Origin of the sequence: Salinivibrio sp. PR6 (assembly GCF_001995955.1) — a bacterium.
Classification (GTDB): domain Bacteria; phylum Pseudomonadota; class Gammaproteobacteria; order Enterobacterales; family Vibrionaceae; genus Salinivibrio; species Salinivibrio siamensis.
In genome coordinates, this window is sequence record NZ_MUFA01000006.1 from 103,420 (window position 1) to 116,898 (window position 13,479).

11 protein-coding genes are annotated in these 13,479 nt (G+C 51.5%); 6 read left to right on the top strand and 5 right to left on the bottom strand.

All coding sequences use genetic code 11. The annotated features are described in order from the left end of the window. Positions 1 to 5 precede the first annotated feature (5 nt). The 4 genes from trmH to gmk form a co-directional block, all read right to left on the bottom strand. Positions 6 to 707, bottom strand: a complete 702-nt coding sequence (gene trmH, locus BZG72_RS06445; RefSeq protein ID WP_077666395.1) for a tRNA (guanosine(18)-2'-O)-methyltransferase TrmH — start codon at positions 705 to 707, stop codon at positions 6 to 8. Between the two features lie 82 nt (positions 708 to 789). Then, entirely contained in the window at positions 790 to 2,889 is a 2,100-nt protein-coding gene (gene spoT / locus BZG72_RS06450) for a bifunctional GTP diphosphokinase/guanosine-3',5'-bis pyrophosphate 3'-pyrophosphohydrolase (RefSeq protein WP_046074662.1), read from the bottom strand. 27 nt (positions 2,890 to 2,916) lie between these two features. Then, positions 2,917 to 3,189, bottom strand: a complete 273-nt coding sequence (gene rpoZ, locus BZG72_RS06455) for a DNA-directed RNA polymerase subunit omega (RefSeq protein WP_046074663.1) — start codon at positions 3,187 to 3,189, stop codon at positions 2,917 to 2,919. A gap of 114 nt (positions 3,190 to 3,303) precedes the next feature. Further along, positions 3,304 to 3,927 carry a guanylate kinase gene (gene gmk, locus BZG72_RS06460; protein ID WP_077666396.1) on the bottom strand — a complete coding sequence of 208 codons (624 nt, stop codon included), beginning with the start codon at positions 3,925 to 3,927 and terminating at the stop codon, positions 3,304 to 3,306. Positions 3,928 to 4,306: 379 nt separating this feature from the next. On the opposite strand from gmk, the gene BZG72_RS06465 reads away from it, so the two are divergent. Together BZG72_RS06465 and BZG72_RS06470 are read left to right on the top strand one after the other, a co-directional pair. Beyond that, complete coding sequence (locus BZG72_RS06465; RefSeq protein WP_077666397.1) at positions 4,307 to 5,224, top strand: phytanoyl-CoA dioxygenase family protein; 918 nt, start codon at positions 4,307 to 4,309, stop codon at positions 5,222 to 5,224. A 131-nt stretch (positions 5,225 to 5,355) separates the two neighbouring features. Beyond that, on the top strand, positions 5,356 to 6,459 hold the full coding sequence (locus BZG72_RS06470; RefSeq protein ID WP_241832529.1) for a glycerophosphodiester phosphodiesterase: 1,104 nt from the start codon (positions 5,356 to 5,358) through the stop codon (positions 6,457 to 6,459). Between the two features lie 211 nt (positions 6,460 to 6,670). On the opposite strand, the gene BZG72_RS06475 is transcribed toward BZG72_RS06470, so the two are convergent. Next, complete coding sequence (locus BZG72_RS06475) at positions 6,671 to 7,981, bottom strand: MATE family efflux transporter (RefSeq protein ID WP_077666398.1); 1,311 nt, start codon at positions 7,979 to 7,981, stop codon at positions 6,671 to 6,673. 678 nt (positions 7,982 to 8,659) lie between these two features. Between BZG72_RS06475 and BZG72_RS06480 the strand changes: the two genes are divergently transcribed. From BZG72_RS06480 to BZG72_RS06495, 4 genes are read left to right on the top strand one after another with little or no spacing between them, the layout of a single operon-like run. Next, positions 8,660 to 9,685 carry an ABC transporter permease subunit gene (locus BZG72_RS06480; protein WP_046074667.1) on the top strand — a complete coding sequence of 342 codons (1,026 nt, stop codon included), beginning with the start codon at positions 8,660 to 8,662 and terminating at the stop codon, positions 9,683 to 9,685. A 1-nt stretch (position 9,686) separates the two neighbouring features. Continuing rightward, the gene (locus tag BZG72_RS06485) at positions 9,687 to 10,730 is read left to right on the top strand and encodes an ABC transporter permease (protein ID WP_046074668.1); all 1,044 of its coding nucleotides are present in this window, start codon (positions 9,687 to 9,689) and stop codon (positions 10,728 to 10,730) included. 46 nt (positions 10,731 to 10,776) lie between these two features. Next, positions 10,777 to 12,603, top strand: a complete 1,827-nt coding sequence (locus BZG72_RS06490; RefSeq protein ID WP_077666399.1) for an extracellular solute-binding protein — start codon at positions 10,777 to 10,779, stop codon at positions 12,601 to 12,603. An 8-nt stretch (positions 12,604 to 12,611) separates the two neighbouring features. Next, positions 12,612 to 13,478 carry an ABC transporter ATP-binding protein gene (locus BZG72_RS06495; protein WP_077666400.1) on the top strand — a complete coding sequence of 289 codons (867 nt, stop codon included), beginning with the start codon at positions 12,612 to 12,614 and terminating at the stop codon, positions 13,476 to 13,478. Position 13,479: the final 1 nt, after the last annotated feature.

The following is a 13,479-nucleotide window of genomic DNA, read 5'->3' on the forward strand; positions in this document are numbered from 1 at the left end:
CATGACTAACGTGCGTGTTTAGCCGCTTGCATCTGTGCCCACCACGCCTCATCCGCCACGATTTGACCATGTTCATCTAAAGGCGGATAAGGCAAACCTTTTTGTTTTGCCACCCGGGCAAGTACCGGATGGCCGCGCTCGAACAAAATGTGGTGGACCTCGTGTTCGGGTAAGCGGGTTTTATCCTGTTGATACATGCCAGCCGCTTGGCGCTGGCGCTGTGCTTCGTACAAAATCAAGGCACTGGCGACTGACACATTAAGTGACTGTACCATACCCACCATAGGAATGAGGATGTCTTGGTCTGCTTTATCCAGTGCTTCGCGACTGATGCCTTGTTTTTCTTGCCCCAGCACGATGGCAGTCGGACGGGTGTAGTCAATCTCGCGAAAATCGACCGCGGTATCCGATAAGTTGGTGACTAACACCTGCATCCCTTGGGCTTGCATGGTATCAAACGCTTCTTCCGTGGTGTTGTGAGTCACCACATCTATCCAGTTGCGTGAACCGGCCGATGTGCCCCCGAGGGTGCGCATCTTGGTGCCTTCTGGCCACACGGCATGCATGCGATGAATCCCCACAGCGTCGGCAGTGCGAATGATAGCGGAAATATTATTGGGTTTATGAACTTGCTCCATGCAGACAGTGAGATCAGGCTGGCGTTGGGCCAAGACCTGATGAATGCGTTCAAAGCGTTCAGGGGTCATGATTCAATTCCGTAAATGGCAGACGAAAAACAAATGCGCCCGCCAAAAAGGACGGGTGACGGGCAATAGTGTATTGAGGCGATCAGTTTTTCTGGCGGCTAACCTTCACCACGTTAGGCATCACCCGCAGGCGGCGCATGATATTGGCTAGGTGCACTCTGTCTTTGGTCGTTAGGCGAACAAAGATAGTGTACAAGCGGCCATCGCGCTCTTCGGTGGTTAGCCCTTGGATATTGGAGCCGGTTGATGCAATGGTATTGGTTAAATCTGCCAGCGCCCCTTGATGGTTTTGCATATCCACACGCACCCGTGTGCTGAACTCTTGTTCAAAATCATCCGCCCATTCGACAGGCATATATTTGTCCGGCTCTTGGCGGTGACCACGGATGTTGGCACAGGTCTCACGGTGGATAACCAAGCCTTTACCTGGGCTGACATGGGCAATGATCGGGTCACCTGGGATTGGACGACAGCAATTGGCATAGGTGACCAAGATACCATCGGCACCACGGATAGGCATTTTGCCCTCGGTGGGGGCCGCCGGGTCTTGATCTAGCAAGCGACGTGCGATCACTACGCTCATGAGTTCGCCAAGGCCAATCGACGCGAGTAAGTCGTCGCTGGTTTTCAGCTTTAAGTCACTCAGTACTGCCTCAACCCGCTCAGGGTTGATATCTGGCAGGTTTTGCTCTCCAAGCGCATGATTGAGCAGGCGACGCCCTAAGGTCACCGACTCTTCACGGCGCATGGTTTTCAGCACTTGACGAATTTTCGTCCGGGCCCGTGCAGTCACCACATAGTTAAGCCAAGCCGCGTTGGGGCGCGCGCCGGGTGCGGTGATAATCTCTACTGTTTGACCATTTTTGAGCGGCTGACTTAGCGGGTAAGGTTGACGGTTAACCCGCGCCCCGACACAGGTATTGCCCACATCGGTATGGACGGCATAGGCAAAGTCGACCGCGGTGGCATCGACAGGGAGCTCGACAATCCGCCCTTTGGGGGTAAAGACGTACAGCTCATCGGGGAAGAGATCCGACTTGACGCTCTCAATAAATTCAAACGAGCTACCGGCGCTTTGTTGGAGCTCAATAATGTTTTGCATCCAGCGCTGCGCCCGTTTCTGTGCGGTGGTGCCAGAGGGCCTGTCGGCACCGCTTTTATACGCCCAGTGTGCCGCGACCCCTTTGTCGGCCATTTGATCCATGTCTTCGGTACGAATTTGTACTTCCACCGGGACACCATGTGGACCAATCATAGAGGTGTGCAGTGATTGATACCCGTTGGCTTTAGGCACCGCGATATAGTCTTTGAGCCGGCCTGGGCGTGGCTTATACAAGTTATGCATTTGCCCTAGCACGCGATAGCAGGTATCAAGATCACCCACAATCACTCGAAACGCGTATAAATCCATGATGGTATGGAAACGCTGCTCTTTATTCTTCATCTTGTTATAGATGGAGTAGAGGTTTTTCTCTCGGCCCAGCACACGGGCGTTAATCCCGGCATCTTCCAAACGACCTTCAATTTCCGCATGGATTTTTTGGATCATCTCTTTGCGATTGCCCCGCGCTTGCGCGATCACCTTTTTAAGGACGCGGTAGCGATTGGGGTACAAGGCCTCAAAGCCGAGCTCTTCAAGCTCCACTTTTATATTATGGATACCCAAGCGGTGGGCGAGAGGGGCGAAGATTTCTAGCGTTTCACGGGCAATACGGCGTTTTTTGTCTGGGCGGAGGGCGCCCAAGGTACGCATATTGTGGGTGCGGTCACTCAGTTTTATCAGGATCACGCGAATGTCATGGGCCATCGCCATGACCATTTTGCGAAAGTTCTCGGCTTGGGCTTCTTTACGGTCGCGAAATTTAAGCTTATCAAGCTTAGAGACGCCGTCGACCAAGTCAGCCACCACATCACCAAAGCGTTGCTGCAGATCGTCTTTGGTCACCTCAGTGTCCTCAATGACATCATGCAGCAATGCCGCCATCAGGGTTTCACAGTCCAAGCGCATTTCCGCCAAGATCCGTGCCACCGCGATGGGGTGAATGATATAAGGTTCGCCGGTTGAGCGAGTTTGCCCGTCGTGGGCATCTCTGGCTACTAGGTAGGCTTGCCGAAGCGCTTCAAGCTGTGACTCCGGCAAATACTGGCTAGCAACTTCTTTCAGGCTATCAAATAGATACAAACGGCCTGTCCCTGATAAATGCAGCGTTTAACGTTGACCCGAAATGGTGCTTACCGCGGCCATTTCAGCGGCTTCTTGCTCTTGCTTTTCCTGACGCTCACGCGCGTCGAGGACTTCTTTGTTGATCAGTCCTTCTTCAACTTCACGCAAAGAGATCACTGTGTACTTGTCGTTTTCTTCTGCGACGAGGGCATCTTTGCCACCCGTTTGCATTTGACGGGCGCGGCGAGCCGCAACCAGAACGAGATCGAAGCGGTTACCAATTTTTTCAACGGCGTCTTGAACAGTTACGCGTGCCATGAAGGACTCCAGCTATGTCATCAATAGGTCATTCAAAATGACCGAAAAGTATACAAAAGGCCGCGACCTATTGCCAGCGTTGGCTGGGGCAATGGCCACGTCTCAATGTGGTGGTTAGTCAGCCAACAGTTCGTCGATCATTGCATGATACTTGCTGGCTTGTTTGGCTTGTGCCATCCGCTCGGCACGGATGATGGCCTTAATATCCATCAATGCGACATCAAAGTCATCATTAATAATCAGGTAATCATAATCAGCATAGTGAGAGATCTCGGAGCGTGCTTCCTGCATGCGTTGCGCAATCACTTCCTCACTGTCTTGGCCACGTGTCGTGAGGCGTCTTTCTAACTCTTCACGGCTTGGTGGCAAAATGAAAATACTCTTGCTGTTCGGCATTTGCTGACGAATTTGTTCAGCGCCTTGCCAATCGATATCGAGAAAAATATCGACACCATTATTAAGCATTTTTTCAATCCATACGCGCGAGGTGCCGTAATAATTGCCAAACACTTGCGCGTACTCTAAGAACGCTTCCTGTGCAATCAGTGACTGAAATTCTTCCACCGAGACGAAATGATAGTGTACGCCATTTTCTTCACCCGGACGCATGGCGCGCGTTGTGTGAGAGACTGACACTTTCATGTCATAGCGAGGATTATCATTCAGCAACGCTGAAATCAGACTGGATTTACCCGCACCACTTGGGGCGGAAACAATGTAAAGCGTACCTTGGCTCATGGATTGATCACTTTCACTGGCTGATGCCCATCCGCAGTATAGCGTACACGTACAGGCGTCGATCGACGAATAGATAGTTGTTCCCCGTGGGAGGCGCGCAGGGTAGCACGAACCAATGAGGATTTGAACGGGATCGGTGTGAAAGCGATCCGCTGGATCGCTCACGAGGCATAATGACGTTGTGGTGACAAAGGTTCACTGTTCGATGCTGAGCTGATAGGGTAGCTCGCAGTTATCCGAGAAGATGCATCGCACGCGTGTGGGGGTTGATTTTAGATTGGCCGCCCACACCTGTGTTGTGTTCAATTCACGCCCTTTAGGGCCTTAAACAGCGAGAAGATATCACCAAAAAACGAACGACATGAAGGAGGTGTCAATAATGGAAGGTACTCCCGATTTGTATCCCTCACGCGTCAATGGACAAGAAACGCTTTCCCCACGTCTAGACCCTGTTGTGTACGGCAGTGTGCAGCCAGAGGTACCGCATAGCTTAAGCTCGCACGAGATGGATACGTTCGAGCGCCAAGGCTTTCTGGTGATGGATAATTACATGCCGGAAATGGTGGCACCGCTTAAACGTGAAATAACCCGTTTACGCGATGATATGGCCGGCTATGAAGAGCTATACACCGAGCCGGATAGTGACGAGCTGCGCACCATTTTCAAACCTTTTGCCTACAGTGATTTGATTGATCGCTTCTCACGCGATCCGCGCATTCTCAATAAAGTGCGGCAAATTTTGGGCTCGGACGCATATTTGATGCAATCGCGCGTCAATATTAAGCCTGCGTTTAAAGGCAAGTCGTTTCCTTGGCATTCTGACTTCGAGACTTGGCACGTTGAGGATGGAATGCCACGGATGCGAGCCGTGACCGTATGGCTGATGCTAACCGACAACACCGAGCACAATGGGCCTTTGTATGTGATCCCCGGCTCACACCATCACTATGCGTCTTGTGAAGGCAACACCGGCGAAAAAAACTATCAGCAATCGCTGAAAAAACAAATGCTGGGTGTGCCCAAGCCAGAGACCATGGAGGCATTGTTAGAAGACAATGGCATTGCCTCGGTAACGGGACAAGCCGGTACCTTGGTGTTCCATGATTGTAACTTGATGCATGGTTCACCCGATAATATCGCCAACGACCCACGCTCAATTTTAATGTTTGTCTATAACAGTTTGGAGAATAAACCGGTGACGCCCTTTAGTGGGTTGTCACCGCGCCCCCACTATTTATCCAATCCCGACCAACGCCCCCTGCAGGCGGTTGAGTCACTCTGGCCGCTAGCTTCTTAGCCCGACTAACGCCCACGTTGTTGTGGGCGTTTTTATTTTTTCTCTTTAAATCAGGGTTTTGCTATGCTGTCTCGATAATTGAACAAGCGTTTAATTATCTCGCCAATTTCAACGACATTAAGGAGTTTCCGTTGAACACATCATTAAAAGCGACCTTGAGCGTGACGGCTACTGCCCTGAGTGTGGCCAGTGCCTTATCTTATCCTTCTTTTGCCCAAGCCAGTGACAGTGCGCTTAGCGAACAACTTGGCATTGCTGATCACGCCGTGATTGCCCACCGTGGTGATTCTTACAATGCACCAGAATCAACCTTGCCGGCCTACCAACTTGCGTGTGAAGTGGGGGCCGATTATCTCGAGCTTGATCTGCAACGCACTCAAGACGGCAAACTGATTGCGGTGCATGACGACAACCTTAAGCGCAACACTAATATTGAGACAGTTTATCCTGAGCGTGCCGACGACCCGGTCAATACCTTTACTTGGGCAGAGCTGGAAAAGCTGGATGCGGGCAGCTGGTTTAATCAGTCATACCCAGAGCGTGCGCGTGAGAGCTTCCGCGGCTTGAAGCTAGTGACGCTGGATCAGGTACGTGAAATCGCTGAAGACTGTGCCCATCAGCCTGGGCTTTATATTGAAACCAAGGTGCCGGCGTTCTTCCCAGGGATTGAGCAGGATTTGAAGCAAGACTTGACCGAGCATGGTTGGTTAGATGACGACGCCAAAGGCAAAGTGATCCTGCAGACTTTTAATAAATCGAGCCTTGAAGCATTGCAAGATGTGATGCCAAACGTGCCAAAAATCTTGCTGCTATGGGCAGGCGATGGCTACATTCCGACCAAAGACAGCGCGCCGAAAGCGGATGATGAGTCCTACGCTCAGTACTATGCGCGCCAAGAAGTGGCCTCGAAAGCCGGCTACGCAGAGTGGTTGGATTATGCCAAGGAGCACGGTGCCATCGGTGTAGGCCCGTCGGGCACGCAAGCCAACTTCGATGATGCCTGGTCAAGCCAATTTAGCTATATGGACCTGGCGAAGACCTGGATGGTGGACATGATCCATGAAAAAGGCTTATTGATGCACATGTACACCTTGGACGATCGCGAAGATTTGATTCGTTACCGTGAGCGTGGCGTGGATGGCTTCTTTACCAACCGTCCTAACGTGGCGGTTAAAGCCTTAACCGACAGTGACGGTAAAGACATTGAAGCGACCTTAACGCAACTGGGTTATTAACCCCGCGCGTTAACCGCTTTTATCCTTTGAGCCCGCCTTATATTTGGTGGGCTTTTTAGTTGGGGGCGAACGCTGGAGGGTTTGATGATCGGCTTAGTTCGCTAAGCAGACCCTCCGCGCCATGGATGGCGCGGCGGAGCCTCCAGGGAAGGGTTGACGGCGTGTCTGTGTGCGAACTGAGCCGATGCCCCAAGGTTGACGTTTTGGCTCTCTATTCGCTCGTCATCAGTTTAGCCAGCGTACGTTGGTACATGGCATAAGCCACGGCGCCTGCGAGTAGGTTACCGATTAAGGCACCGGCAAACAGGCCAAACAGCTCGCCAATTTGTGCGCCTAGCCAGAGGCAGGGCAGGAAAAACGCAAATAGGCGGAGCGCAGAAATGGTTAGGGCGGTGTATGAGCGACCTAATGCATTGGTAATCGACACCATCAACATACACACCCCCAGAGCGCCAAGACTAAATGGCACTAGCGTGAGGTGGGTGTACAAGATATCGGTGACTTGTTGATCGCTGGTCATCAAGTCTGCCAAGGGAGCGGCGGCAAGCCAGGTGACCAGTGCTATCAGCAATTGAAAGCCGAGAATAAACTGACAGGCTAACTTGACCAGATGCCGCACTTCGGTCAGATCGCCTTTACCCAGCAAACGACCCACCATAGGGGGCATCGACATGGTCAGCGCCAGCACCGAGACAATGGCGAAAAACTCAAAGCGTGAACCCAGCGCCCAAGCGGCCACTGCCGCTGAGCCAAAGCTGGCGAGCAGCTTGGTGGCCAGCATAGATGACACCGGCGGCAGCAGTTGGCTTATCATTGCCGGCCCCATAATATGCCCAATCGAACCCACACTGTGTTTGATGTCTAAGTCTTGCCAGTCAAACGAAACCCAACCTTTACCAAACACGCGGGGCGCGACAATGGCGATGCCTGAGCCAAACGCAATTAAGGTGGCGACGGCCGCGCCATTAATGCCCCAATCGAGCCAAAAGATAAACACCGGATCGAGCGCGAGGTTTAATAAGCTGGTCACCACCATCATGGAGCCGGGCAACATGGTGTTTCCATTGGCGCGTGCTAGGCTATAAAAGAAGTAGAGTACCGCGCCTGTCCAGGCACTGACTAACCAAATTTGCCAATAGCTATCAATTACCGGAAACACATTATCCGGTGCATCCAGCAGCTGCAAGATGGGGTGGCGTAATGCATAGAGTAAACCGGCGAATAAGGCGACCCCTGTGGTGCCGATAAATAAAATTAAACCGCCGAGTTGTTTGGCGTAACGGCACTGATCGGCACCGAGCGCGCGCGAGATCACCGCCGTGGTCGCAATCCCGAGTCCGACTTGAATGCCGATAATGATCATCTGAATCGGCAAGGTGAAGCCTTGCGCGGCGAGGGGCAACACGCCCAGCTGACCAATGAAAGCACTGTCAACGAGCTGAAAACTCATCAGTGACAGTACGCCAAACAGCATGGGTAGGGTGGTCGAGAACAAGCGCTTTGCGCGAGAAGCAGACTCCATCAGGCACTCTTTGCTTAATTGGATGAAAAAAAGCCGAGCAGGAAGAGGCTCGGCATCACTCAACCAATTGTAGAGGATTGCTAAAAATTACCAACCCCTAATAAATACGGTTATTCAGTGTCAGAGAGTCTGACCCTAGCGATGCGATGGACGTTCAGGGGACGACTGCACACAATCATTGGGGTTAGTGATTCATGCTGGTAGCTCTGGTTTATAGTGAAACAAGTCACTATCACTGTTGCACTGATCCTGATGAATGAATATGAGATTGAGGATGGAGCGGGAGGATGGTTGTCTGTTTATCAAGGCAGGCACAGTGGTGGGTTTTCGGTGCGTGCAATCACGAGAAGATACAAGGTTTCGATGAAATGTCATTTTTATTGCATTTTAAACCAAACCTTTTTAACTATTGATTGAAATATTTATTGCTTTTAGCGATAAGCAAGCTAGCACAACACAGTAATTAGTGCCGGAATAACGTCATTGTTTTGTCGCAAAAAATGACTTTTGACAGCGTGTTATCGTTGATCGTGACCAAAATTCAAGATAAATATAGACCACTTTATATAAGTGTGTAATACGTATTGTTGCTTTCAGTGCTTAGGATGGCCAAGAGAACGCAACGGCAGGCGCAGTGCTCTGCAAAAATATCAGACAGTGGACAGGGAGTAGTGGACTATGCTGTCGTACTTTTTACGCCGGTTACTGTTGGTGATCCCGACGTTTCTCGGCATTACCATTTTGATTTTCGGTATTACCCGCCTAGTACCAGGTGGACCGGTCGAACGGATGATGACGCAAATGCAGGCTCAAGCCGATGGTGGCTCGAGCTTGCAGCGTGCTGGCGATAGCTCAGCGTTATCAGACGATCAGATTGCCGAACTCAAGGCATTTTACGGCCTCGATAAACCCGTGCTCGAGGCCTACGTGGATTGGCTCGGCAAACTGGCCAATTTGGACTTGGGCGAGTCGACCCGCTACTACGAGCCGGTCACCGACATGATTGCCGAGCGTCTGCCCGTCTCTTTGTTTTATGGCGGGATGACCTTCTTCATCAGTTATTTCATTTCTCTTCCGCTTGGTTATTACAAAGCCCTCAAACACGGCTCGGTGTTTGATTCGTCTTCCTCTGTGCTGATATTTATTGGTTTTGCCTTACCCGGCTATGTGGTGGGGGTATTGCTGATCACCTTATTTAGCTATCACCTCGAATGGTTTCCGATGGGGGGCTTTGTGGGGGACGCTTACTACGATGCCACCAGTTTTTGGGAACGCGCCAAAGATGTGATGTGGCATGCGGTGCTGCCGCTGATTTGTTATCTGATTGGTGACTTTGCCACTCTGACCATGACGATGAAAAACAACCTGATGGAAAACTTGTCGGCGGACTATATCCGTACTGCTATCGCCAAAGGGTTACCGTTCCGCTCGGCAGTACGCAAACACGCGCTGCGCAACAGCTTAATTCCGATAGCCAGCCATTTTGGCAACTCCTTGTTGTTCTTTATGACTGGTGCGTTTTTGATTGAAGTGATTTTCAACATCAACGGCATTGGCTTACTTGGCTATGAGTCAATTATGGAGCGCGATTATCCGGTGGTAATGGGCATTGTCGCCATCAATGCGCTTTTACTGCTGGCCGGCAACATTATCTCCGATATCTGTGTTGCCTTGGTTGACCCTCGCGTGAAGTTTGGATCTTGATATGTTGACGTTTAGCCCTTTAACTCAAAAGAAAATCCGCAGTTTTAAGCAAATTAAACGCGGTTACTGGTCGTTTATCATCTTGACCACCATGCTGGTGTTGTCGCTGTTTGCCGAGCTTTTTATCAACAGTAAAGCGTTAATGGTCAAATACGACGGCGAGTATTATTTCCCGGTACTGAGTGATGTGTACTTGGCGAGCGATTTTGGGCAGGTAGGAACCAGTGAGGCCAACTATCGTCAGCTCGCGAAAGCCTTTGCCGCGCAAGGCGGTGACAATTATGTGGTGATGCCCCTAGTGCCGTGGAACCCGCTTGAGCAAGACTTTAGCGGTGACTTCCCGCCGACAGCGCCCAGCGCTGAGCATCAGCATTACCTTGGCACTGATGAGATTGGTCGCGACATCCTCGCCCGCTTGGTGTACGGCTTTCGTATCGCCATGGGCTTTGCGTTGCTCACCATGGCCGCTTCCTATGCGATTGGCACGGCTGTCGGCTGTGCGATGGGCTTTTGGGGCGGCAAGTTTGACCTCTTCTTCCAACGCTTTATCGAAATCTGGTCGATGGTGCCGTTTTTGTACGTGATCATGATTTTGGTCTCGATTCTCCAGCCCACGTTTGCTCTGTTTGTGGGGATTAACGTGTTGTTTGGCTGGATGGCGATTACCTGGTATATGCGCACCATGACCTATAAAGAGTCAGCGCGTGATTATGTGATGGCCGCGCGTGCACTCGGTGCCTCGACCAGCCGGATCTTATTCCGTCACATTTTGCCCAATACCATGGTGATGATTGTGACCTTGGCGCCCTTTACCATCGCACTCAATATTACCGCGCTAACGGCGCTGGATTATCTCGGCCTAGGACTGATGCCGCCGACGCCAAGTTGGGGCGAGCTGTTGCAGCAAGGCAAATCAAATTTGGACGCGCCATGGATTGTTGCGTCCGTGGTGACCTCACTGGTGGTGGTATTGGTGATGGTGACCTTCATTGGTGAAGCGGTGCGCGCCGCGTTCGACCCGAAAAAATTCACCCGTTACGACTAACGTTAAACACAATGTGCAATGTTTGAATCACGATAAGGAAATCACGATGAAAAAACTGATCCTTGCGACCTCAATCTCAATGTTTAGCCTGACTGGCTGGGCGGCGGATTTGCCTGAAAACCTCAATTGGCAAACCAACTGGGATGCGCCTAAAATCGGCTCTCCCGACGCCAAGCGCGGCGGCGTTCTGCGCTCACACTTAAGCTCCTTTCCCCAGACGCTGCGCACGGTTGGCCCAGACTCCAACTCAGGCCTGCGCAGCTATTTTCTCGATGAAATGCCCTCATTGGTAAAGCGCCACCCTGACACGCTGGAATGGATCCCGGATTTGGCCAACGAGTGGGCCTATGGCGACGACCATAAAACCATCTACTTTAAACTGAACCCAGAGGCGACCTGGTCGGATGGCGAGCCCGTCACCGCTGATGATTTTGTCTTTATGATGCAGTTCTACCGCTCGAAAGACATTGTTGCCCCTTGGTACAACGACTACTACACCAACACCATTGGTGGGGTAGAGAAAATTGACCAACACACCATTGCGATCTCGACCGCGATAGAGAAAAGTGACGAAGATCTGATGTATACCTTGGGTAGTTTGGTCCCACGTCCCGCGCATTTTTACGCCAATCCGCGTAAAGATGAAAACCAAGACGGCATTGCCGACGACTTTGTGCGCCGTTATAACTTCAAAGCGACGCCCACCCTGGGTCCGTACGAATTAGCGCGGGTGCAAAAAGGCCGCAGCGTCACCTTTGAGCATGTCGATGACTGGTGGGGCTACACCAACCCCTATTATCAGCACCGCTATAACGTCGACAAAATTCGCCTGCGTGTGATCCGGGATAACGACATCGCCATGAAGCACTTTGAGAAAGGCAACTTGGATGTGTTCGACTTGCTCTTACCGGATGTGTGGCACGACAAAACCCAATCTGAACCTTATAAAAAAGGTTATATCATCAAATTCTGGGGCCACAACGAGGTGCCGGTTGGCGCGGGGGGGTTATGGATGAATACCGCCATGCCGCTACTCGATGATATCAATGTGCGCAAAGGCATCATCTATGCCACCGACTTTGATGGCATGATTGAAAACATTACCCGTGGTGACTACTCACGCAAGCCACATGCAATGGGACATGGTCATGGTGAGTACGACAATGATGGTGCGACGCCACCACCATTTGATCCTAAAAAAGCGATCAGCTATTTCGAAAAAGCCGGCTTTGACCAAGTGGGGCCCGATGGTATTCGTGTTAATGACAAAGGTGAGCGCTTAAGCTTTGCCATCACTTATGGGTATCAGCATCACACGCCGCGTATTGCCTATTTGAAAGAGCAAGCGAAGCAAGCGGGGTTGGACTTTACTATCCACCTGGTTGATGGCTCATCGGCGTTTAAATACGTGCGGGAGAAAAAGCATCAGCTGGCGTTTCTTGATATGGGTACCTCAGAAATCCCGGCCTATTGGCAGTACTTCCACTCGGATAACGCCAATAAAAAGCAAACCAATAACCACACCAATTACAGCTCCCCGGCGCTGGATAAGCTGATCATGGCGTACAAGACCGAGTTCGACATGGCGAAGAAATACCAGCTGTCGCACCAGATCCGCGCTAAGATCTCAGAAGCCAGTGTGATTGTGCCCGGGTACATGGTGCCCTATGTGCGTCAAGGCTTTTGGCGTTATGTGCAAATCCCAGATAACGCAATGACCAAGCGCACCGAGAAGATGGTGACCAGCGGCCGCGTGATGGGCTTTGGCACCTTCTGGATTGATGAAGAGATGAAAGACGCCACCGAAGAGGCCATGGACGAGGACAAAGCCTTTGAGCCGGTGACCATCATTGATGACAGATACAAGCTGTAGAGGCGGTTATGACCCAGGATGTCATTCTTTCGGTTAAGGATTTGACCGTTAATTTTACCACTGACGATGGCCCCCGTGAGGTACTTCACGGGGTAAGCTTTGAGGTGAAAGCCGGGCGCACGCTCGGCTTAGTGGGCGAGTCGGGCAGCGGCAAAAGTGTTACAGCGATGTCGATCATGGGCTTACTGCCTAAGCCTTACGGGCAGGTGACGGGTGGTGAAATCTTGTACCGCGGGACCGACTTGGTGACCTTGCCCGCCAAAGAGCGCTATGCGATGCGCGGCAATCGGATCTCGATTATCTTCCAAGACCCGATGACGGCGCTGAACCCTGTGCACACCATTGGCCGGCAAATCAATGAAGTCTTGACGCTACACCGCCCAGAGCTCGACAAAAAAGCCCGCGCGGCGTGTGCGCTCGACATGCTGGCTAAGGTGAAAATCCCGATGCCAGAAAAGCGGCTGAACGAGTATCCGCATAACCTGTCTGGCGGGATGCGTCAGCGGGTAATGATCGCGATGGCACTGGCCTGCAAGCCCGATATCTTGATTTGTGATGAGCCAACCACCGCCTTGGATGTAACGGTGCAGGCCTCGATTTTGGATCTGATTAACGAGCTGCAAGAAGAAACCGGCATGGCGGTAATTTTTATCACCCATGATCTGGGGGTAGTCGCCGAGGTATGTGACGATGTTGCCGTGATGTACGATGGCCAAATTCGCGAACGGGCCGATATTTTCACACTCTTTGATCACCCAGCCCATCCGTATACCAAGCGTTTGTTGGGATTAATGCCAGGGCGTCACCATCAACCCAAGCAGATGATTGATATTCGTCCGTTGGAAGACTTTGATGCTGCGCCATCATCCACGTAGT

Excerpts from the sequence above, each read along its gene's own strand:
- gmk (WP_077666396.1), bottom strand. The coding sequence starts at position 3,927 with ATGAGCCAAGGTACGCTTTACATTGTTTCCGCCCCAAGTGGTGCGGGT.
- BZG72_RS06480 (WP_046074667.1), top strand. The coding sequence starts at position 8,660 with ATGCTGTCGTACTTTTTACGCCGGTTACTGTTGGTGATCCCGACGTTT.
- BZG72_RS06495 (WP_077666400.1), top strand. The coding sequence starts at position 12,612 with ATGACCCAGGATGTCATTCTTTCGGTTAAGGATTTGACCGTTAATTTT.
- BZG72_RS06490 (WP_077666399.1), top strand. The coding sequence starts at position 10,777 with ATGAAAAAACTGATCCTTGCGACCTCAATCTCAATGTTTAGCCTGACT.
- BZG72_RS06475 (WP_077666398.1), bottom strand. The coding sequence starts at position 7,981 with ATGGAGTCTGCTTCTCGCGCAAAGCGCTTGTTCTCGACCACCCTACCC.
- trmH (WP_077666395.1), bottom strand. The coding sequence starts at position 707 with ATGACCCCTGAACGCTTTGAACGCATTCATCAGGTCTTGGCCCAACGC.
- BZG72_RS06465 (WP_077666397.1), top strand. The coding sequence starts at position 4,307 with ATGGAAGGTACTCCCGATTTGTATCCCTCACGCGTCAATGGACAAGAA.
- BZG72_RS06485 (WP_046074668.1), top strand. The coding sequence starts at position 9,687 with ATGTTGACGTTTAGCCCTTTAACTCAAAAGAAAATCCGCAGTTTTAAG.
- rpoZ (WP_046074663.1), bottom strand. The coding sequence starts at position 3,189 with ATGGCACGCGTAACTGTTCAAGACGCCGTTGAAAAAATTGGTAACCGC.